The following is a 20,725-nucleotide window of genomic DNA, read 5'->3' as shown; positions in this document are numbered from 1 at the left end:
AAATGAACTTCGTCGAACCCTCGCTGCGCAACCAGGCCCTTGCTACCGAACGCTTCGGACGCGACGTGCTTGGTCCGATCTTCGCCGAGTTCGCGCATCGCCTTTGGATGTTCCAGTATTATTTCCCCGCTGCCGAGGACACGACGCTGCTGTTCTGCGCGCGCGGCGGCATGCGCCTGCGGCTCCTCTACGAGGCGTTCCTGGCCGCCACTGGCCTTCCTGCGCCGATGCCGCACGACGACCTCATGATCTCCCGACTGGTGGCGGCGCGCACTTGTCTCGCCGCGCCCGGCCGTGCGCTGATCGAGGAATTGGGACGCGAATTCGAGGGGCAGACGATGGCCGAGGTCGCGCACGTCCTTGCGCAGGATCCGGCGATCGCGCTCGAGGAAGCGTGGCACCGTCCGTTCGAGGGGGCTGCGTTTCTCGAACTCTACCGCAGCGCGGCGCCGGGCAGTGTCCGGCTGCGCGAGGCGGTCGCCCGGCAAGATGGCGCGTTCCGGCGCCATCTTGCCGGGCGCTGCGCGGGGCGCGGCCAGGTCATCCTGTGCGACACCGGGCTTTACGGCAGCACCGTGCGCCTGCTGCGTGACGGGGTACCCGACACGCGCTGGTTCGCTGCGCAGTTCGCGCGCAGCAACTACAAGCGCTTCGCGACCCCGCATTTCGACGTCACCGTGGGACTGAGCGTCGAGCGCGACGGGTATTGTCCGTGGAATGCGCGCACTTCGGTGCTGAGGTTCTGGCATCTTGTGGAAGCGGTGCTCGAACCGGACCTGGAAAGCGTGAAATCCTTTTCTGACGAGCTCGAGCCGCGTTCCAATCTTGAAATTGCCGGGTGGAGGGAGCGAATCGCACTCGATCGCACGGGGCTGTTCGCCGGGGCGCTCTCCTATCTCGAGACATTTTCCCCCGCCGGCCTGCCGGACCTCGAGCAGACGGCCGAGCGGGCATGGCGGCGCTTGCGCCAGGCCGTGATATGGCCGAAAATCACGGACCTGGAAATCTTGACGCTGGCGCCGCGTGCGCGCGATTTCGGCCGGTCCGAGCCGGTACACCAATTCCCCGATGGCGCATCCATTTCGGCCAGCCTGTGGCGCGAAGGTGCGCTGCTGCAGCGCTACCGCAACAAGGGGCGTCTCGGGCTGGTCTTGCTCGAGGCGATTCACGCGGGCCGTTTTCTTCGGCGCAGGTTTGCGAAGCCACGTGGCTGAAGTGGCGCGATAAGCTTCCAGCACCGTTGCGACCGGTGCTTTCGGCGCTGTGCGCCGGGCGGGGACACCAATCAGCACGCCATCGGCATCGGTACGCACGACGGTTGCTGGTGCGCCGTCGTCGGCAAGGGCAGGAGCCGTTCGCGCGACTAGACACGCGTATACGTCGTGCCCTCCGTGCCCTGGAGCAAGTCAAGATGGTTGTCTAACTCGGCAATTGCGCTTATTGGACGCCAATGTCGTAGTATTTCTCCTGTCGTGTCGAGACGCGGCCGGTCAAATATGCAAATGTGGAATATATGGTTTCCGAGAGCGGGTCGAACAACGGGCACACCCACCCTGATGACAAGATCGTTGTAGGTTCGCCTGCCACGGGCCGACGTCCCCGTTCGCTCGGCGAGGCGACGCCCGATCTTCTCGCGCGGGCAGGTTCCGGTCCTTCTGCCAAGGCGCGCATCAAGCCACTGGTCTGGGCGTGCGCAGGCCTGGCAAGCCTCGGTATCTGGTATGCCCTTTATCTCTTGGCCTGATCGATCCGGATGCCGTGTGGCGAGTGGTTCGATTTTGACATTTGCAAGCCCACCCCACCACCAGAGGGCCCAAAAGGCCAAATCGATCCAGTACGTGCTCCCTCACGCCTTGCGGCTCTAGGGCACCGGCTGATTGATGGGCGCACCAGAGATATGGGGCACACGAGCTTGATGACAGCGAGGTCGTTTTCGGCGCACGTGTCGTATCGCGTCGCGATGCCCTGAAACGGCTTGGTCCGGTTGAAGAAGCGTTCGACCAGATTGCGCTGTTTGTAGTGCCACGGTGCGAAGCCGACGCGCTTTTTGCGGGAGGAGCGGTTGGGAAGCAAAGGGCTCGATGATCGCCACTTCCGATCCGTCAGTTCATGACGTTGCCGTGCCCTCCAGCCCTTGGATATGCAGGGCCCTGAATCTGCATAGCCGCCGAACTTCAACTGACTTTAGGGGTTTACGCCCTAGTAACTGCCCTTTGCGGACACCATCATCGGAACGGTTTGCAGGCAGATCGCGAGATCTCCGAAAAATGTACGGCTACGGACATAGCGGACATCGAGTTTGACACGCTCGTCGTAGCTCACGTCGCTGCGCCCGCTTACCTGCCAGAGGCCGGTAAGTCCGGGGCGCAGTGTGCAATAGTGGCGGAAGTACTGGCCATAGCGTACCGCTTCGGCTTCAACGATCGGGCGTGGCCCGACGACGGACATGTCGCCAATCAGAATGTTCCACAATTGGGGAAGTTCATCGAGGCTGGATGAGCGCAGGAACGTGCCGATCGGGGTGATCCGGGGATCGGCGCGCAGCTTCTGGTCCCTTTGCCATTCCGCGCGGGCATCGGCGTCGCTGGCGAGCAGGCGCGCGAGTTGCGCGTCGGCGTCGACCACCATGGAGCGCAATTTGTAGCAATTGAAGAGCCTGCCATCCTTGCCGATACGCGGGTGCGCGAAGATGACCGGACCACGGCTGGTCAATTTCACGGCGAGACACAGCAGCAGGAAGAGTGGGAGAAAGACAGCCATGAGCGCGAGCGCAAAGAGGATGTCGAACGCGCGCTTGCGGGAGGACTGACGGATGGTCTGCGCGTCATCGGCGCTCTCGCAAGCGGCCTGGGCGGGCGTGCGACAGCCGGAGAGGACATAGTCATCCGGCGATTCGTCGAAGCGCGGCGCGGTCCTGGCCGACCATTCGCCTTGCGAAGCCCCGGCGATGAATTGGAATTCTGCTTCCCCCGTGATCGAGCGCAGGGAACTGTCACTGTCGGTGGACTTGGGCCACCGGTTCACGCTCATGGTCATGCTGCCCTCCAGCCTATCCATGGAAGCTCGTAACCTCCATTAGCTAACAAAATAAGGTATTGCATCGCCTATTGCAGTCAAGTGCTATTCAAATTCATGCGATATAGGCGTTTCGTCCAGGTATCTATTTGCCGATGAGCCAAAAAATACAGAAGGAAAATGCATTTACTTGAAGAAGTGCATTGCGCCGATATTTAGAGGCGAAGGTCCTGCAATCGGATTGCCCATTCGAGTCCGAGCCGGGCGGTAGGGCGCATCGCCCATTCTACGGCGCGGCACGGAGCTCATGGAGCAGCCGATTGCCTTATGTACATTTCTCATTCGTCGATTTTGTCAGATCGGTCCAAATTCCAATTCTATTATAAATAGAATCATGCCCCTGGCGAACTTTGGCTGCGGTGTGACTCGAAGGCGTTCATGGTCAATTCGCGCATTTTGTATATATTTATTGAAATCGTGAGCATTCTATCTTCTTAATTGAGGCATTGTATTGTAAAAATCAATATCCTGATTGAGCCCTTGGTTTTGTATAATGCGTTTCGAAGATTGTCCAATTTGTTCTTATTTGCAAGAATAGATTTATGAATTCAAGTTTTCCTTCGTGTCGATATTGGCTTCGGGCACGCGAATAGGGTTGCCCTGCATCGACTTGCCTGAATCATCTCGTGGGTAGCGTCGATCGAACAGGCTGGGTCGGCCACCTTCTTTCCCGGCGGTTTCCCTCCATCCCGGGCTCCTTCCCACGCACCATCGCGCGCATGCGCGATTCCATCGCCCTGTCGGAACCGGGAGCGCTGGAGGCACTTCACAATCCTTGCAAGTTGCGAACGCGGCACGATAAGTCGAATGGGCGCGCCGGAATTGGCGCGACTTCCGTCGCGGCCTGCCGCGGTTCCGGCGGGATGCAGGAGGCACAGATGATCGAGCGCAGAGATATCCTTCGCACGGCCGGGGGTGGGTGGCTTGCCGCCGGGGCCCTTCCGAGCGAGGCCAAGGGCGCGGCCGTCGCCGCTGTCGCGCCGGCGGATAGGATATCCGACCCGCTGCAACCCCTGACACGGGTCATGCCCGAACGCGGTGCGGGGCTCGTCAATTGGATACGCAAGAGTGCTGGAGCCGCGATCCGCTCGGTGGCGGACGTCCTCGACGATACGCCCAGCATCATGGATTTCATCGGCCTGACCGAGCGGGTGGCCATCCGTTCGGGGACGAGTCGCGCCGACCTTTCGGCCGAATTTCGGGCTGCGGCGGCAACGGGAAGTCCTCTGGTCGTTCCGGCCGGGGTCTACAACCTGGCCGGGGACATCCGCTTTACGGGGCACGTCAGTATCCAGCCGGGCGTGCAGCTTCGGCGTCTTTCGGGAACACTCGAATTCGCAGGTGGCCTGACCGCCTCGCCAGGGGCGCAGATATTCTTCGGCTATCTTGATCCGCACGTCCTGGTCGATTCCCGAAGCACCCCGGAGGGCTGGGTGGACTGGTTCGGCGACGGGGCCGAGGCCATCGAAACCGCGCATCGCGTCTTCCAGACCGCGCGACTTGGACCGCGGGACTACCATGTCACCCGCACGGTTCTGCTCGACCGCTCGCATCGCCAGGTCATCGGTTGCGGTGGAAGCGCCGAGGGCGAGGGGGGGACCCGGATCGTGCTGACCGGCCCGGCCAGCGCGAATCAGGCGGTCGTGCGCCTGGGAACCGGCGAGAGGGCCCACGTCCTCAAGTGCGCGCGCCGCCTCAACGTGCGTGGTATCAACACGTTCCGGGACGGGGCAACGCGTCCTGCGGCAAGTGGCCGGCGCGAGGACGCCGTACCCGGCTGGGATATCCGGGGCTGGTACGAAGGCCGGTTAGAGGACTGTTTCGATTACGGCAGTGCAATCCATTACCGTATCGCCGCGACTGTCAGCTGTACCGTGCAGCGCTGTGGCGGGGTGCGTCCCAAGCCCGGACAGGGTGGCTCAGCACCCGATTTCTACACAGCGTTCTGTATCGGAGGTCACGCTCCGGCTTTCGGTTTTATCGGAGCCAACGCGAGCCTGAGCGTACTTCAGTGCGGGTGTGCGGGGGGAGCGGCAGGCGATCCGAGCCGTGTCGGTATCTATCTTTTCGGCTATATCGGCGACACCTGGATCGACTCGTTCGAAATGAGTCAGCTCGAATTCGGCATCTACGTAGATGGTGCGGATAGGGGCGGACGCACCCTTGCCGAACTCAGCGCGCACCAGGATGTGCGGGTCAACAATTGCGTGCTCGATGCGGTGCTCCACAACGCGATCACACTGCGCAATCTCAACGCGGGGGCCGGGCTTCAGCTGCGCGGTAACTACGCAGCGCTCAACGGCACGGGCGAGGCGATCCTGGTCGAGAATAGCGAGGGTCTGGTCACGATCGACGGCGCGGACTGCATCGCCAATTCGGCGCTCGAGAACTGTGGCCTGCGAATTCTGGGATCGAAGCGGGTCCAGGCCAATGCGGTGGCCTTGCGCGACTTCCGGGTCGGTGTCGAGGTGCGTAACAGCGCCCAATTGCGTCTGACGCCCACGATCCACCGGGTGCGCCCCGGAGGCGCTTTCGCGGTCCAGCTCGAAGGGGCCTCGCGCAGCTACGTCGCGCCGCTCGTCGATGGTGTCGCGGGGGCGTGGCAGGGGGGCGTCGCGATCGACGCGAACACCAACTATTGCGAAATCAACGTCAGCGCGATCAATTACGGTGCCTTCGTGCGCGTGACGTCTGCGGGCAAGTTGCAGGTCACCGGGAGCGCGGTCGATGCCGATCGTTTCGGATCGGGAAACCTGCGCTCGGGCGTGGTGGGCTAGAGCCTTTTCCAGTCAGGTGGCATCGCCTGACGGTTCCGAAAATGAGGGGAGACATCGGTACAGACCGGTCGATCTGATGCAATCTGTTCGAAAACCGCTCTAGTGGTTCGATTCTGACATTTGGTACCCTATCGGAAAGGGTGCGTTCAAATGTCGGAATAAATCCACTAGCGGGGCATCTGCACGACATAGACGTGCGGCCCACCCACCTGGCCGGGGCGGGGGCGAAACTGGGCCACGATCCGGCCCTTTTGCAGGAGCTGCCTATAGGCCGCGTACTCGCGGGGAAAGGCTTGGCGTTCGGCGCGATAGCGTTCGTATTCGGTAATGATGGCGAAGTCGGCGCGGCAGTCGGCGCGGCGCTCCTCGGGCAATGTGCCGTAATCGAGGTTGGAATGGCCGCCGCGTGCATTGTCGATCGTCGCATAGTCGACCTTGCCCTCGAGCAACCCGCGCGCGTCGAGGCAGCCGCCGCGACCGACCGGGAAGTACAGTGTCCAGGGCTGCGCCAGCAGGTCGAACGCGAATTGCTCGACCAGGACCGAACGTCCGGCGGGAACATGGCCGATGGCCCAGGCGCTCGCCTGCTGGCGCGTATCGTGCAGGCGCATGGTCGCATTGCCCAGGTTGGTGAGCGCCAACGGCAGTAGGAGGGCAAGGACCGTCAGGGTGCCCAGGACGCGACGCCGCGATCGCGAAGCATGCAAGTACGGGACGTCGAGCAGGGCGCTGAACCCCCGCCCGGCCAGGATCGCAAGCAGCGGCACGAGCGGAATGAGCCAGCGTGCCCAGACGAGGTTCTGCATCGCCATCACGGCAAGGAAGCAGACGAGGAACGGCAGGACCACGAGGGTGAGATCCGAGACCCGCGCTCCGCGTCCGCGGCCCACCAGATGCCGGCGCAAGCCGAGGCACAGCGCCAGCAGCAGAAGGAGGATGCCGCCCCAGCCCAGGCCTGGCAGCATCGCGTGGCGCACGTACCAGGCCAGGTTGAAGGCCGGACTGCCGCCTGTCGCGCCCAGGTGGTGGCTTTGCGCTTCGCCGTGCAGATCGGCGACGACGGTCTGGAAATCGAGGACCAGATAGGGGGAAATCAGGATGAGGAAGGCGAAATAGAGCGCCCCGCTCAAGGCCAGTTTGGGGAGTGCGATCCGGAGGGCCCGGCGGATCGCGCCGTCGTTCTGGCGCAGCGCCTGAACCGTGATGACCATGACGAGGCTGGTGCCCGCGAGCGCGACGGGCCATTTCGTCGCCGTTGCGCAGGCCAGCCAGAACGCTGCCAGGACCAGGTCACGTCGACGCCGGACCTGCAGCCGGTTCGTGATCGCCAACAGCGCGAGCAACATGAAGCACGTCGCCATCATGTCCGAACGCACCACCTGTGACCATGTCACGAGAAGGGGGCTGAAGGCGACGAGTGCGCTCGCCAGGAGGGCCCCGCGCGGGTCGGTGAGCCGTCGCGCGAGACGCCAGGTGAGCCAGATTGCCCAGGTGCCGAAGAGCACCATAGCGACCCTTCCGGGCCAGATCATCAGGCCCGGGTTGAGCCACAGGGACGCGGTGAAGGCCTTGGCCGAGATGAAACTACCGCTGGCGATGGTGCTGACGAAGACCCCGAGGTTGACGAGGACGAGCAGGTAGATCGTGGTCGTCGCGGGATGGCCGAACCAGGCCGGGTTGAGCGTGTGCTTGCTCATCATGCGCAGAGCGCCCAGCTCGAACATGAGTTCGTCCGGATCGTTCATCGCCGGAAGTCCGAAGCGGCTGCCGTGCAGGCGCATCGCGAGGCCGGCCAGGACCAGTGCCGCAAGCGCCAGCGTGGCGAGCCGCGGCCGGGCCAGGCGCATCCGGGACCGGACGGCCGAAGACGAAGCCATCAGGCCTGCCCTTGCACGGCAGTCGAATCCCCCGCGGCACGCGTGCCTGCGCCGGGCGGGAGCGGCTTGCGGATCCAGGGCAGGAACGGCACGTCGCGGCGATAGCGCCAGCGTCCACTCCAGCCCTGCTGGTGGATGTCGATCCACACGTCACGGATCGTGACGAAGGAAATCGCGGCGGCGACCAGTTCGATCATCAGCGGCCGGATGAAGGGGCCCAGCTTGATGTAGAAGCTGATGATGGTGGTGCTGTGACCGAAAAAGGTGTCACGCACCACGTCGGCGATATGATCGATCGGAAAGTCGATCGGCTGGGCGAGGAGGTAGCACAGGACGATCGCGAACTTGCGACCGAACCCGCGCCAGGGCTCGAACATCACCAGGAATATGAAGAAGGCCGACGTATAGCCGCCTGCCTCGCTTGAAATCAGCGCCATCATCAGCGCGAAATTGACGACCCGATAGGTCGGCACGACCTCGGGACGCAACCAGGTGGCGATGGCGGCGAAGACGATCGTAAGGCGGGTGGCGTTGAGCAAGGCCGGGATCAGCCAGTGGAGCAGGATGACCTTGTCCGAACCGATGATTGCGGCCATCGGATACTGTTCGGAATCGAGCAGCTTGTAGAGCGATTCGTAAGTCGAGGCAGACCACATGTCGAGCGGGCTCGCGGCCCCCAGCGCCGACCAGTTCTGCAGGTTGCCGATCAGTTCGAACAGCGATCCGCGCCCGAGCAAGGCGAAGCTGACGAGGTAGACCACCACCACCGCGATCAACGCGCCTTCGCTCCAGCGCCAGCGCCGCTTGAGCAGTGGGGCGACCACCGTGCCGATCAGGTAGACCTTGAAATTGACGGCAAGGCCCACGCACAGCCACTTGAGCCAGGCCGAGCGCAGGAGCGGCCCGAAGCCGAGCACGAACAGCGTGAAGGCCACCAGCACCAGATTGCCGCGCTCGAGCCCGTTCAGCGCCGGCCAGCCAAGCGCGACGGCGATCGTGCGGGGAATGGCCGTGGTGCGGTCGGCCTTGCGCAGCACCAGGTAGACCAGCACTATGTTGAGCAGGAACAGGCCGCCGATCCAGACGTAGGATCCCCAGTCGCAATAGCGCGCGGCAAGGCCCACGCTGAGATCCGACCCGATGCCGCGGATCGGATAGCACTCGGCGCGCGTGATCAGGCCCAGGAATACGAAGGAGACCGGGGGGTAGAGCGTCGTCCAGGTGTCGTAGGCACCCTTGTCGTAGGCCCAGTAGGCGGTGTTGAACCAGTCGGCGAAGACGTCGTCGGGCTCGTAGAAGAACGTCATCGGCAGATAGCCGTTGTGCGCCAGGAACCAGAATGAGTAACCGATGGCGCACAGCACGATGCACGCCATCGTCCATTCGAAGGGCAATTGCCATCCGCGCGGTCGCCTGACCGGCAGGATCACGCAGTCTTCTCCGTGAAGACGAGCTTGCGCAAGACGAGGTAGTTGATCGCCGAGACGAACACCGTCGAGAGCAGGCCGGCCGCGTAGGGCGAGGCGACGAACTGCGACAGCGCGTAGAGCGAGCCGAGGCCCAGGAGGTAGTTGACCGCGTAGGACAGGACGAAGCGCGTCATGTTCGCCCGGTGATCGGCGAAGGCGTAGCGGCTGTAGGTCAGGTAGTTGAAGGCCATGCCCACAACGTGGCTGACGATCTGGGCGAGGTAGATGTTGACCCCGAGATAGACCAGCAGCGCGAAGAGGCCGTAGCCGAACGCGGTGTTGACGATGCCGGCCTGGTAATAGCGGAAAACCCGCTTCCACTCGCCCGGCGATTTCCAGTCAAACATGCCCGGCTCAACTTTCCTGCGGGAAATTGACCCGCTCGCGTTCGAGGACGAGCGGCTGGTTGCGCGTACGCTCCGAAATCAGTCCCACCTGGACCCCGAGCAATCCGAGGAAGCCGAACAACAGCCCGAACTGCACTTCGAGGAGTGCGGCGAAGAGCCAGAGTTGCCACGAATGCCCGGTGAAGGCCGAGACCAGCGCCCCGACCAGCGAGATGCAGGTAATCACGGCGATCAGGAAGGCTGCGTAGAGGGGTGCGCGCAGCAGGTTCTTCGACGAGCCGGCGAGCCCGTTCAGGGCGAAGTCGAGCAAGGTGAAGAAATTGTTGTTCGACCGGCCGCCGGCGCGCTGCGGGCGTGCGAAGGAGATCGTCTCGATCGAATAGCCGGTTTCCACCAGCAGTCCGCGGAAGAAGGGCTGGGGTTCGTTCATCGCGCGGATCGAATCGACGACACGGCGGTCGTAGATGCCGAATCCGGTGGCGTTGGGGATGATCGGATAGTCGCCGAAGCGCTTTTGCAGCTTGTAGGAAAGTTCGCGGACGGTGCCGAGCACGAGGCCCGAGCGCTCGCTCTCGCGCACGCCCAGGACAATGTCGGTTCCCGCGCGCCAGCGTCGCACGAATTCGGGCAACAGGTCCGGACTGTCCTGGAAGTCGGCGCACATCGAGATGATGCTCTTGCCGCTGGCCTGGTAGATTCCATAGGTCGGCGAGCGCATCTGGCCGAAGTTGCGGGTGTTGACGATCAGGCGGATGCGCGGATCGCGCAGGCACATGCCCTTCACGATCTCGACGGTGCGGTCCTGGCTCTCGTTGTCGATGAAGATGATCTCGAAGCTCGGCACGATCGGCTCGAGCTTTTCGATGACCGCGGCGGCGATGGCCTCGGCGTTGTCCTCTTCATTGCGGCATGCGATCACGACCGAGACCTCGGGGATCGCCGGAACCGCCCGCACGCCGATTGGTGCGGAGCCGGTGGATGTCTCAGGCATGCGTGTCCTCCCGCTCGAGCCGGGCACCCACGGGCGGGCGCAGGCGGTAGAATTCGATCGCGCCCCACAGCAGGATCAGGGCGGCCAACGCGGCCAGTCCGGGCATCCAGTACTGACGGTCGGTCTCGATGTAGGGCGGCTCGAGAATGCGCAAATTGGCATCAGAGGCGATGTTCTCGACGAGCGTGCCCTCGAGGAAGCGCTGGTAGCTGTCGTAGAGCGAACGCTGCAGGCCGAGCTTGCGTTCGAGGTCGAACAGGCGCGTGGTGTTCTCGATCACGCTGCCCACGTTGTCCTGCTTGATGTTGGGGGCAAGCGAACGGGCCTGGTTCAGCTGTTCCTGAAGCGAGGCCATCTCGGCCTTGAGCTGGCGGATCTGGATGTTGTCGTCGGTGTAGAACTGTCGCGCGGTGCTGAGCGCGATCTTCTGGGCGTCGATGGCACCTTGAAGCTGCAGCAGGCGGGTGTTGACGCTGTCGGGCGCGCCCTGGGGGTTGGGCGTGCGATAGGTGCGGCGGTAGGTGTCGTAGTTGGCTTGCGCCTTGGCGTAGTTCTTCGAGGCTTCGTCGACGAGCTGCTCGAGGACCTTGCGCTTGTAGGCGCTCTGCTCACGCGCGATCTGGCCGAGGCGCGAGCGCAGCGCCACGGTGTAGGACGAGACGACCGTCTTGGCGAGCTTGGGATCGCGGTCCTTCGTGCTGATCATGATGATCCCGCCACGAAGCGAGCGGATGTCGACCCGGTGCTCGAGCTCGCGCTCGAGCTCGAGCGAGGACTTGCCGAGCGCCTTGTCGAGGTGGCCGGTCTTGATCGCAAGGTCGCGCACGTAGACGCCGTTGGCGACACGCATTGCGATCTCGATCGCGGCCTGGTTGCCGAACACGCTGTTGCTTGCGCCCAGCTGGCCCAGCGTGGCGCTCAGGCCCATGCTGCTGGGGTCGCTCGGCGTCATCGTCGCGACGGCGAGATAGCGCTGGGGAAACACCGCCAGCACGGCGAAGGCGAGGATGGGCAGGCCGAACACGAGGGCCCGGTTGCGGAAGCGCGATAGCCAGCGCATCGATGTCAGAGTCCCCACGAGGCTTCGGGCCGGCGTCACTGGGTCACCGCCACGAGCGTGGCGGCGGAAAGCCCGAGGCCGAACAGGCCACCGACCACGCTCTGGAACTTGGCCCAGAAGGTGTTGGGCTGGGTCTTGACCGGGACGAAGATCACGTCGCCGGGCAAGGCGTGGGCGTTGAGCGCGCCGTTCTTCTTGGAGATCACCTGGCCGTTGGCGCGCACGACGAAGATGCCGCCGCGATCGGCGACGCGCTGGGTGCCGCCGGCCATGTCGATGTAGTCGCCGATCCGCTCGGGCTTGTGCGCGTCATCCAGCAGGAACGAGGCCGGGCGGTAGACGGCCCCGAAGACGCCGATCGTGTTCTGCTTGGGCGGAACGTAGATCGCATCGTTGTTTTCGAGCGTGATGGACGTGGGTACCTGCTGCGCGTTGGGATCCATCTGAAGGATGATCCGGCCGTCGGGCTTGCTTTCCTTGAGCTGGGCGAGGACCGCCTTGGCTGCGGTGACCTGGTCGTCGCGATCGCCGTTGTTGACGCTGGGATCGGCGCTGAGCGGGGTCGCGGCGAGCGCGAATTGCAACTGCTCGAGCGCTTCCTTGTAGGCGTCCTGCTGCTGGAGCATGATCGACTGGCGCGTGAACTTCGTGGCGAAGGGATAGGCGCGGGGGGTGAGCCCGCCAGCCATCGCGATCACATCCTGGCTCTGGGTGCCGGGTGCGACATAGTAGATGCCGGGCTTCTGGACTTCGCCTTCGATGCGCACCAGGACCTTCTGCTGAGCGGTCGGCTGCTGCAAGGTGCCGGTTGCCAGGACCTGGATGATGTCGCCCGGGCGGATCGAGACCGAGGCCGCCTCGGCCAGCGAGAAGATCTGCGGGCCGGCGACGGCTTCGGTGCCGGTCCGGTAGAGGACCAGGCGGCTGGTGTCGCCCACGGTGTTGGCGCCGCCGGCGTCGGCCAGCAGATCGGCCAGGCTTTCGCCCGCGCGCGCTTCGTAGATGGCTTCGTCGTTGACGGCGCCGATGACCGCAACTTGGGGGCCTGCGGCCGGAATGAACAGGACATCGCCGTTCTGCAGCAGCTCGTCGTCGATGCGATTGCCCCCGCGCATCAGCGTGAGCAGGTCGAAGTCCTTTATCAGCTGGTTGTTGCGGTAGAGCTTGATGTCGCGCCAGCTGCCGCCGGTAGCCGGGCCGCCGGCCTGGAACACCGCGTTGGCGAGCGTCGACAGGCTGCCCACGCTGAAGGCGCCCGGGTTGTTGGCGAAGCCGGTGACGAAGACGCGGATGCCGCGCAGTTCGCTCAGCGTGACCGAGACGGTGAACCCGCGGAACTGGGTACCGATGGCCCGCGCGATGACGTCGCGCAGGTCGCCCTGGCGCACGCCCGCGACGGTGACCGGGCCCACGCCCTCGAGGAAGATCCGACCGTTGGTGTCGACTTTGCGCTCGACGCTGCCTTCCATCGAACCGGCAAGGTTGATGGTAACCGTATCGCCGGGCTGGATGACATAGCTGGGCGGCACGCTGGCTTCGGCCGGAGTCGCGAAATCACGGTTTCCGGGCAACACGAGGGTGTCGCCGAAGCGCTTGATTTCGTAGCCGAGCAGCCGTTCGACGTAGCGCTGGAACTGGCTGGGGTCCGCTGGCTTGCGCAATTCGTTCTCCGAGCCGGCCCCTTCGCGCGCGGCGAGAAGGGCCTGCATGGTGAGGAGGTTCGAGGAATTGCTATCGCTGCTGTCGCTCGAGCTCGAGACGCTGTAGGGCTTCTGGCTCGCGTTGCCCGCGTAGGGGTTGTAGCTCGAGCTGTCGCTGCTCGACGAGGAGCTGCTGCTCGAATCGCTCGACGAATCGCTGCTGCTGTCGTTGCGCGTCTGTGCCGCGGCCAGGTTGAATGGGGCGCTGCCCACCAGGCCGACAGCGACGACCAGGCTTGTTAGCGAAACCTTGGAGAGCCAGCAGCCGCGTTTGGCCGTCTTGTTGTTAGTCAACGTACCATTTCCCATTCAAACGCGCTCCGGATGAAACGTGCGGAGCGGCGAGACACCTATCAATACGAACGAATTGCACAGACACGCCCTCTAGTCGGGGACCGCAGCTTCCTCAGCCACGTTCTCCACGAACCACGCGGCGGTCTCCCGGATCTGCTCTTCGAGCGGCATATGCGCGATTGCATGGCGACCAAGCAAGTCCTGCCAGGCGAGATGATCGCCCACGTAGCGGTTGGCGTCGTGCGAATGGAGCGTTCGGGAGGGCGCCGTGGTGCCCAGGACTTGCGCGACGCAAGCGGCCACTTCGGCCAATTCCAGCGCTTCGCCGGCGGTCTCGAAGTGCAGTGCGGCCGGGCCGGGGATTGTCCCCAGCAATTCGGCGACGACGAACGAGACGAGCTCACGAACCGCAACGTAGCTGCGAAGCACCGGCATCGGCGCGCGCACCATGATCGGTCGCGCGGCCAGGGCATCGAGAATGAACGAAGCCAGCGCATAAGTGCCGTGCTTGTTCATGAAAGGACCCGAAACGCTGTAGATCCGTCCGATCGCGGCGCGTACGCCGCGGTCGGCGCGCGCGTTCGCCCAGCGTGCGAAGAGCACCTCGTCCTCGCACTTGAGGCGGCCGTAGAGGCGCAGCGGCGCCGCGGCCTGCGGATCGTCGGCAAAGGCCGCCGCGCCCGACGAGGCCACGAACAGCCGGTCCACTCCGATAGGGTCGAGCGCCTCGTGGACCTGGCGGCTCAGCGCCTTGTTGGCGCTGACATAGTCGCTCTCGACCATGCCCGAGACCTTGTCCATGGTCAGGAACGCGAGGTGGAAGAGCAGTGTGGGGCGCGTCTCGAGATCGGCAAGCGTCGGGAGGGCTCGTTGGGATACAACGGTGCCGCTTTCGAGCGTGATTTCGGCCGGGGCCGAACCGAAGCAGACGACGCGTTCGGCAAGCCCATCGGCACCGAGCGCTTCGTCGAGGAGGTTCAGCAACGTCTGCCCGATCCATCCGCGCGCGCCCACGATGACGATCCTGCGATCGTCATCGGCGAGCGCAGCGCGCGCTGCGGGCGCGAGGCGAAGGGAGCCGTGGCTGGCGACGGAGCGAGGGTGCATGGCCGACGTGAAGCGAACCGGGCTTCAGCCCGGTTCCTGCTCCTCGAGGATGGCCGGCTTCGCCTGCCTGGCTGGCTTTGCCTGCCTGGCCGGCTCGGCGGGGGCTGCAAGCGGGTAGTCGACTTCCGGGCTCATGCGATCGATGGGGTTCGATTCCATCGAGCCGCTGGCCGTGATCCGGCTGCTGATCTTGGGGAAGTAGGTCTGCTCGGGATCGACCGGGACGATGAAGGCCTCGGTGCCCGGGCGCTCCATTGCGGCGCGGAATTCCGGGTTCGTCCGGAAATCGAGCGGCACCGGCATGACCGGCACGTCCCAAGCCTGGAACAGCTTTTCCCAGCGCGGCAGGCCGAGGCCCGACTTCGTGTCGCAGCCCAGGTACTTGCCGCTGAAGTAGTTGCGCTGGGTCATGCGGATCGAGGCATGGCCCTGGTCGTCGAAGATGAACATCTTCAGGTTGAGATCGTTGATCGCCGCCGTGCCGATTTCCTGCATGTTCTGCGCGAAACCGCCGTCGCCCTCGATCAGGATGGTGCGCCGGCCTTCGCCGGCGACCGCCGCGCCGATCGCGCCCGACAGGCCATAGCCCATCGAGGCGAGCGACTTGTTGGTCAGCATGCGCTGGCCGAGCTTGGGCTGGTAGAGCGTCATCGACAAGGTGAAGGCGCTGCCGCTCGAGCACGGGATGATGAGGTCGTCGGGGCGGGTGAAGCTCTCGAGGCCGACGATGAAGTCGTAGGGCGAGAGATAGCCCGGGCCGGTGTGGTTGACCGGTTCGACGCGCGGGATGCTTGCGCGGATCGCCTGGGCCTCGTCGATCCAGTCCTGCTTGGCGGGCAGGTCGTAGGCGGCGAGGCGCGTCAGGAAGTCGTTGGCGTCGAAGGGCAGGCCGAGATCGATGCGCGGATGGCCCTTGGTCAGTTCGCGTGCGTCGATGTCGAGCTGGACGATCTGGGCGTCGCGGCCGAATTCCTGCCAGTTGAAGCCGGTCTGCTGCAGCCCGAGGCGCGTGCCCAGGGCGATGATCAGGTCCGACTTCTGGATGACGATGTTGGCGGCGCGCTGGCCCCAGGTGTTGGGGCGGCCGAGGAAGTTGGGCGCATCGCCGGCAAAGCGATCGGCGCCGTTGTAGGTGGTCATCACCGGGACGCGCAGGTCCTCGAGGCGAGCGCGCAGGGCGTCGACCGTCGCGTTGTCGATACCGCCACCCACCAGCACCACGGGGCGCTGCGCGGAGCGATAGAGCTCGACGACTTTCTGGACGTCGCTGTCCGGGGCCGCCGGCAGGCTGGGCGCGACGATTTCGGGCAGGGCTTCTTCCTCGACGTTCGCGGCCTGCACATCGAGAGGCATCTCGAGGAAGACGGGGCCCTTGCGCGGGGTCCAGCTCTGCTCGATCAGGCCCAGGAAGGCCTTGGCGTCGATCGGCGCAGTGAAGCGGTAGGAGGCCTTGGTCGTGGGGGCGAAGAGCTCCACGCCGGCCACTTCCTGAATGCCGCGTCCGCGCACTTCGCCGTTGGCGAGATCGCTGGTCTTGACCTGTCCGCCGATGAGCAGGAGCTCGCGGCTTTCCAGCCAGGCGCCGCTGACCGCGGTGAGCACGTTGGTAAGACCCGGCCCGGTGGTCACGAGCGCCAGCGCGCGCGCCTCGGGATGAATCTCGTTGAAGTATTCCGCCGCGATGCCCGCGGCCACTTCATGGACCACGGGAACGCCGGTCAGGAACCGGTCGAGACTCTCGGTGAGGTGCATGATGTTGCCCCCGCCGACATAGAAATAGTGCGTATATCCGGCGGCCTTGAGCCAGGCGCCGATCTGATCTGAATACTTCATTCGCTCCCCCTCTTGGCAATCGTGAGTAGAGACGTGATGATCGTGTGTATCTGATTGGCCGAAAGACTGCTCGACGTGCTGGCGTCATATCCCCAGTTGGCGTGGAGCGGCAGGTGGATTTCGCCCTCGAACGGTTCGAGATGGCGGTTCATGTCGTCGACGTAGACGATGAGGTAGCGCCCGCGATCGAGCCAGTGCTGCGACTTGGCGACATCGAGCTTGCTGCCCAGGCGTCGGATGTCCTCCTGTCCGAAGACCGGGATGACATCCGCGCCGTGGAACGCCAGCGTCTCGCGCAGCGAGGTGACGTTGCGCGTCGAGAGGATCGCGAAGTGTTGCGGGTACTCGATCAGGTACGGCTTGAGCAGGTAGAAGAAGTCGTAGGGCGGCATGAGCTTGGGCCAATCGGGATTGGCCATGATCCGCTCACGCGCTTCGAAGAACTCCTTCGAGAACTGCCAGTCGGCGGCATCCGGCTTGATCGCGGTGATCGCCGAGAGCGGGACGCTACGCTCGCTGCTGTAGAGCCGGTTGTACTGCCACGCGTCGGTTACCACCGAACGGAAGCTGAGGAATTCCTCGTAGCTCACGTCCTGGCGGTACCCGGGTTTGTTGGCGACGGTTTCGTTGCACACGCTGTAGGCTTCGAACGCGCTGTTGAACAGCACGCCATCGAAATCCAGAACGAACTTGATCTCGGTCACAGTTTGCTCCTCCTCAAACTTGTGGTCTTCAGCGCTTGCCGGCGATGAAGTTGGCGAGCTGTTCGGTGGTGTAGGCGAGGTGCGATTCGGTCAGGCCGGGGAACAGGCCGATCCAGAACGTGTTCGTGGTCACCAGGTCCGCATTGGTCAGTTCGCCGACCACGCGGTAGTCGCGGCCCTTCATGTAGGGCTGGCGTAGCAGGTTACCGCCGAACAGGAGGCGCGTGCCGATCTTCTTCGTGTTGAGGAAACGCATCAGCTCTTCGCGGTCGATGTTGGCTTCCGGACGGATGGTGATCGGGTAGCCGAACCAGGAGGGATCGCTGTTGGGCGTCGCCTCGGGCAGGATCAGTGCGTTCTCGAGGGGGCGCAGCATCTCGGTCAGCAGATCGAAGTTGCGGCGACGCGCGGCGATGAAGCCTTCGAGGTGATCCATCTGCGCGAGGCCGACGGCGGCCTGCATGTCGGTGATTTTCAGGTTGTAGCCGGCATGACCGTATGTATACTTGTGGTCATAACCGACGGGAAGGGTGCCGAGACGGCGCGCGAAGCGCTTACCGCAGGTATCGTCCATTCCGGGCGCGCACCAGCAGTCGCGGCCCCAGTCGCGCATCGATTCGATGACGCGCTTGAGGCGCGGCTTGTCGGTGAACACCGCGCCGCCTTCGCCCATCGTGATGTGGTGGGCGGGATAGAAGCTGAGAGTGCCGATATGTCCGAAGGTACCTACGCCCTTGCCGTCGTATTTCGCACCGAGCGCGTCGCAGCAATCCTCGATGACCCACAAGTTGTACTTCTCGGCCACGCGCATCACTTCGGAAAGATCGAAGGGGTTGCCCAGCGTATGCGCGATCATGATCGCGCGGGTCTTGTCCGAAACGGCCGCCTCGATCATGTCGGGCTTGACGTTGTAGGTCGGGATGTCGACGTCGACGAAGACCGGCTTGAGACCGTACTGCAGCGCGGGGTTGACCGTGGTCGGGAAGCCGGTCGCCACCGTGATGACTTCATCGCCGGCCTTGAGCGCGTCGCCGCGGAAGTAGTGCGAGGTCAGCGTCGAGAGGGCGAGCAGGTTGGCCGACGATCCCGAGTTGGTGGTCAGCGCGTGAGCCACGCCGACGCGCTCGGCAAGGCGCTTCTCGAAGGCGTCGTTGTAGCGGCCGGTGGTCAGCCAGAAGTCGAGCGAGGAATCGACGAGCAGGCGCATGTCGTTCTCGCCGTAGACCTTGCCCGAAACGGGGACGGGGCTCTCGCCGGGAACGAACGGCTTGGGGGCGTGGAAGCGGCGGGCATATTCGCCGGTGAGGTCCAGGATGAGCGAGCGCAGCTGGCTTTCATCGCAGTCACCCGCAAGGGAGGAGAGGTCGCTCGCGATTTGTTCAACGGTCATAGGGTTTCGTTCCATCAAGGGCTTCGTTGAGACGATGGCGGTAATCGTCCAATTGATTGAAAGAGGTCTCGAGAGCATCCGCGCCGCCGGCCAGGGCCTTGTGCCAGTCGCAGATGAAGTCGAGCGCCTCGGCAAGGCGCAGTGCGGGCCGCCAACCCAGTTCGCTGCGTGCCTTGGTGCAATCAAGCTTGAGAAGACGCGCTTCGTGGGGCTGCTGGATGGCCTGCGTCGTCCAGCCCGGGGTTCCCCAGGTCTCGGTCATGCGGTCGGCGATCCAGTGCACCGGGCGCGCGTCGTCGTCGGCGGGGCCGAAGTTCCACCCCGTGGCCGCCCAGTCACGGCCATCGGCAAGGTGCTGCGCGATCAGCAGGTAGCCGCCAAGTGCCTCAAGCACGTGCTGCCAGGGGCGGATCGAATCCGGCGAACGGATGAAGGGCTTTTCGCCCACGAGCAGCGAACGGACGATGTCGGGGATCAGGCGGTCGGCGGCCCAGTCGCCGCCGCCGATCACGTTGCCGGCGCGGACCGAGGCGAGCCGCGTCTCGCCTTGCGAGAAGAAGCTGCGCCGGTACGAGGCGACGATGAGTTCCGCCGCGCCCTTGCTCGCGCTGTAGGGGTCGTGGCCGCCCATCGGGTCGCTCTCGCGGTAGGGCCAGACCCAGTCGCGGTTCTCGTAGCACTTGTCGCTGGTGACGCAGACAATCGCCTTGAGGTCGGGGACCCGGCGACAGGCGTCGAGCACGTGCACGGTGCCCTGAACGTTGGTCGCGAAGGTCTCGACCGGCTCGTCGTAGGACAGGCGTACGAGCGGCTGCGCGGCGAGGTGGAAGACCACTTCGGGCTGTGCGCGCTGCACGACGGCCTCGACGGCCGCGAAATCGCGGATGTCGCCCTCGACGTGATCAACCAGGCCGGCGATGCCGGCCTGGTTGAAGAGACTGACCTCCTCAGCCGGGAGGGCGAAGCCCGTAACTTTCGCGCCAAGACGCGAGAGCCACAGGGCCAGCCAGCTTCCCTTGAAGCCGGTGTGGCCGGTCAGCAGAACGCGGCGGTCGCGCCAGAACGCCTCGTTTACCATGACTTCCAAGGTGCGCCCTGCTCCCAGAGTTGCTCGAGGTGCTGCTTGTCGCGCAGGGTGTCCATCGGCTGCCAGAAGCCGTCATGGCGGAAGGCCGCGAGTTCGCCGGCTTGCGCGAGCTTCTCGAGCGGTTCCTTTTCCCAGATCGTCGAGGGCTGGTCGACGAGGTCGATCACCGAGGGATCGAGCACGAAGAAGCCACCGTTGATCAGGCCGCCGTCGCCGGCCGGCTTTTCGTGGAAGCGGCGGACGAGGTCGCCGTCGAATTCGAGAGCGCCGAAGCGGCCCGGAGGGGCGACGGCGGTGATGGTGGCCTTCTTCTTGTGCTCGGCGTGGAACTTGAGCTGCGCGGTCACGTCGATGTCGGCCACGCCGTCGCCGTAGGTGAAGCAGAAGGGCTCGTCGTCAAGGTAGTTGCGCACCGCCTTGAGGCGGCCGCCGGTCATCGTTTCGGCGCCCGTCTCGACCAGCGTGATCTTCCAAGGTTCGGCCCAGTTCTGATGCACCTTGAGCTCGTTGCGTTCGATGTCGATCGTGACATCCGCATTGTGCAGAAAATAGTTTGCAAAATATTCTTTGATCACATAGCCTTTGTACCCAAGGCAAATGATAAAGTCATTCACACCATGCTGTGAATAGATTTTCATGATGTGCCAAAGAATTGGCTTGCCGCCGACGTTCACCATGGGCTTCGGGCGGAGGCCGGTTTCTTCACCAAGGCGCGTGCCAAGGCCACCGGCTAAGATAACTACTTTTGTCACAACTGCTCACATTTTGCTTGTTCGGCAATGGGGTGGTGCTGCATACTTTGCGAAGCCGCGCGGCAATGCTGCGGTGAGTTCAGACCCTTAGAGTCGATCCCTCTGTCGTCAATCTTTATTTCGGGATTTTTGGGGTGTGGAGCGGCGTGCAAAATTGACCCCCTTAGCGGGGTGATCGGCGTCTAAAATTGACCCCCTTCATCTCATTGTGAGAAGCGCCGCCGTTTGGGTTCCGAACGGCGGGTACAGGGATGTTGGTTGT

The 20,725-nt window shown here is 64.0% G+C and carries 15 protein-coding genes; 2 read left to right on the top strand and 13 right to left on the bottom strand.

Going from position 1 to position 20,725, the window contains the following annotated elements:
- The first annotated feature begins 2 nt into the window (after nucleotides 1–2).
- Nucleotides 3–1,214 (top strand): hypothetical protein, encoded by a 1,212-nt coding sequence (locus HT136_RS09910; RefSeq protein ID WP_214199612.1) that lies wholly within the window; start codon nucleotides 3–5, stop codon nucleotides 1,212–1,214.
- Nucleotides 1,215–2,199: 985 nt separating this feature from the next.
- Here HT136_RS09910 and HT136_RS09900 read toward each other — a convergent pair.
- A complete protein-coding gene (locus HT136_RS09900; RefSeq protein WP_246543571.1) occupies nucleotides 2,200–3,057 on the bottom strand; it encodes a sugar transferase in 858 nt (285 codons plus the stop codon).
- Nucleotides 3,058–3,953: 896 nt separating this feature from the next.
- On the opposite strand from HT136_RS09900, the gene HT136_RS09895 reads away from it, so the two are divergent.
- Nucleotides 3,954–5,852, top strand: coding sequence for a hypothetical protein (locus HT136_RS09895; protein ID WP_214199610.1), 1,899 nt, complete (start codon nucleotides 3,954–3,956; stop codon nucleotides 5,850–5,852).
- Between the two features lie 167 nt (nucleotides 5,853–6,019).
- Here the strand turns inward: HT136_RS09895 and HT136_RS09890 are convergent, their stop codons facing one another.
- From HT136_RS09890 to rfbF, 12 genes are all read right to left on the bottom strand, one after another.
- Entirely contained in the window at nucleotides 6,020–7,729 is a 1,710-nt protein-coding gene (locus HT136_RS09890) for an ArnT family glycosyltransferase (protein WP_214199609.1), read from the bottom strand.
- Nucleotides 7,729–9,159, bottom strand: a complete 1,431-nt coding sequence (locus HT136_RS09885; RefSeq protein WP_214199608.1) for a glycosyltransferase family 87 protein — start codon at nucleotides 9,157–9,159, stop codon at nucleotides 7,729–7,731. Before HT136_RS09885 ends, HT136_RS09890 begins: the two co-directional genes overlap by 1 nt.
- Nucleotides 9,156–9,545 carry a GtrA family protein gene (locus HT136_RS09880; protein WP_214199607.1) on the bottom strand — a complete coding sequence of 130 codons (390 nt, stop codon included), beginning with the start codon at nucleotides 9,543–9,545 and terminating at the stop codon, nucleotides 9,156–9,158. The genes HT136_RS09885 and HT136_RS09880 overlap by 4 nt, the downstream gene beginning before the upstream one ends.
- Nucleotides 9,546–9,552: 7 nt before the next feature.
- Nucleotides 9,553–10,536: a glycosyltransferase family 2 protein gene (locus HT136_RS09875; protein ID WP_214199606.1), complete on the bottom strand. Its 984-nt coding sequence runs from the start codon at nucleotides 10,534–10,536 to the stop codon at nucleotides 9,553–9,555.
- Nucleotides 10,529–11,596 carry a GumC domain-containing protein gene (locus tag HT136_RS09870; RefSeq protein ID WP_214199605.1) on the bottom strand — a complete coding sequence of 356 codons (1,068 nt, stop codon included), beginning with the start codon at nucleotides 11,594–11,596 and terminating at the stop codon, nucleotides 10,529–10,531. Before HT136_RS09870 ends, HT136_RS09875 begins: the two co-directional genes overlap by 8 nt.
- 35 nt (nucleotides 11,597–11,631) lie before the next feature.
- Nucleotides 11,632–13,590, bottom strand: coding sequence for an SLBB domain-containing protein (locus tag HT136_RS09865; RefSeq protein ID WP_214199604.1), 1,959 nt, complete (start codon nucleotides 13,588–13,590; stop codon nucleotides 11,632–11,634).
- Nucleotides 13,591–13,680: 90 nt separating this feature from the next.
- Nucleotides 13,681–14,697, bottom strand: a complete 1,017-nt coding sequence (locus HT136_RS09860) for an NAD-dependent epimerase/dehydratase family protein (protein WP_214199603.1) — start codon at nucleotides 14,695–14,697, stop codon at nucleotides 13,681–13,683.
- A gap of 24 nt (nucleotides 14,698–14,721) precedes the next feature.
- Nucleotides 14,722–16,530, bottom strand: a complete 1,809-nt coding sequence (locus HT136_RS09855) for a thiamine pyrophosphate-binding protein (protein WP_214199602.1) — start codon at nucleotides 16,528–16,530, stop codon at nucleotides 14,722–14,724.
- Complete coding sequence (locus HT136_RS09850; protein WP_214199601.1) at nucleotides 16,527–17,234, bottom strand: hypothetical protein; 708 nt, start codon at nucleotides 17,232–17,234, stop codon at nucleotides 16,527–16,529. Before HT136_RS09850 ends, HT136_RS09855 begins: the two co-directional genes overlap by 4 nt.
- A 28-nt stretch (nucleotides 17,235–17,262) precedes the next feature.
- Nucleotides 17,263–18,624 (bottom strand): lipopolysaccharide biosynthesis protein RfbH, encoded by a 1,362-nt coding sequence (gene rfbH / locus HT136_RS09845; RefSeq protein ID WP_214199600.1) that lies wholly within the window; start codon nucleotides 18,622–18,624, stop codon nucleotides 17,263–17,265.
- Nucleotides 18,614–19,702, bottom strand: a complete 1,089-nt coding sequence (rfbG, locus tag HT136_RS09840; protein WP_214199830.1) for a CDP-glucose 4,6-dehydratase — start codon at nucleotides 19,700–19,702, stop codon at nucleotides 18,614–18,616. The genes rfbH and rfbG overlap by 11 nt, the downstream gene beginning before the upstream one ends.
- Complete coding sequence (gene rfbF, locus HT136_RS09835) at nucleotides 19,696–20,463, bottom strand: glucose-1-phosphate cytidylyltransferase (RefSeq protein ID WP_214199599.1); 768 nt, start codon at nucleotides 20,461–20,463, stop codon at nucleotides 19,696–19,698. The genes rfbG and rfbF overlap by 7 nt, the downstream gene beginning before the upstream one ends.
- Between the last annotated feature and the right edge of the window lie 262 nt (nucleotides 20,464–20,725).

The sequence above is a fragment of the Novosphingobium profundi genome (assembly GCF_018491765.1).
Classification (GTDB): Bacteria; Pseudomonadota; Alphaproteobacteria; order Sphingomonadales; family Sphingomonadaceae; genus Novosphingobium; species Novosphingobium profundi.
Note: the sequence above shows the minus strand (reverse complement) of the source record. Positions and strands in the feature narration are given on the sequence as shown.

Excerpts from the sequence above, each read along its gene's own strand:
- HT136_RS09880 (WP_214199607.1), bottom strand. The coding sequence starts at position 9,545 with ATGTTTGACTGGAAATCGCCGGGCGAGTGGAAGCGGGTTTTCCGCTAT.
- HT136_RS09910 (WP_214199612.1), top strand. The coding sequence starts at position 3 with ATGAACTTCGTCGAACCCTCGCTGCGCAACCAGGCCCTTGCTACCGAA.
- HT136_RS09900 (WP_246543571.1), bottom strand. The coding sequence starts at position 3,057 with ATGGATAGGCTGGAGGGCAGCATGACCATGAGCGTGAACCGGTGGCCC.
- HT136_RS09875 (WP_214199606.1), bottom strand. The coding sequence starts at position 10,536 with ATGCCTGAGACATCCACCGGCTCCGCACCAATCGGCGTGCGGGCGGTT.
- HT136_RS09855 (WP_214199602.1), bottom strand. The coding sequence starts at position 16,530 with ATGAAGTATTCAGATCAGATCGGCGCCTGGCTCAAGGCCGCCGGATAT.
- rfbH (WP_214199600.1), bottom strand. The coding sequence starts at position 18,624 with ATGACCGTTGAACAAATCGCGAGCGACCTCTCCTCCCTTGCGGGTGAC.
- HT136_RS09870 (WP_214199605.1), bottom strand. The coding sequence starts at position 11,596 with ATGCGCTGGCTATCGCGCTTCCGCAACCGGGCCCTCGTGTTCGGCCTG.
- HT136_RS09895 (WP_214199610.1), top strand. The coding sequence starts at position 3,954 with ATGATCGAGCGCAGAGATATCCTTCGCACGGCCGGGGGTGGGTGGCTT.
- rfbG (WP_214199830.1), bottom strand. The coding sequence starts at position 19,702 with ATGGTAAACGAGGCGTTCTGGCGCGACCGCCGCGTTCTGCTGACCGGC.
- HT136_RS09890 (WP_214199609.1), bottom strand. The coding sequence starts at position 7,729 with ATGGCTTCGTCTTCGGCCGTCCGGTCCCGGATGCGCCTGGCCCGGCCG.
- HT136_RS09860 (WP_214199603.1), bottom strand. The coding sequence starts at position 14,697 with ATGCACCCTCGCTCCGTCGCCAGCCACGGCTCCCTTCGCCTCGCGCCC.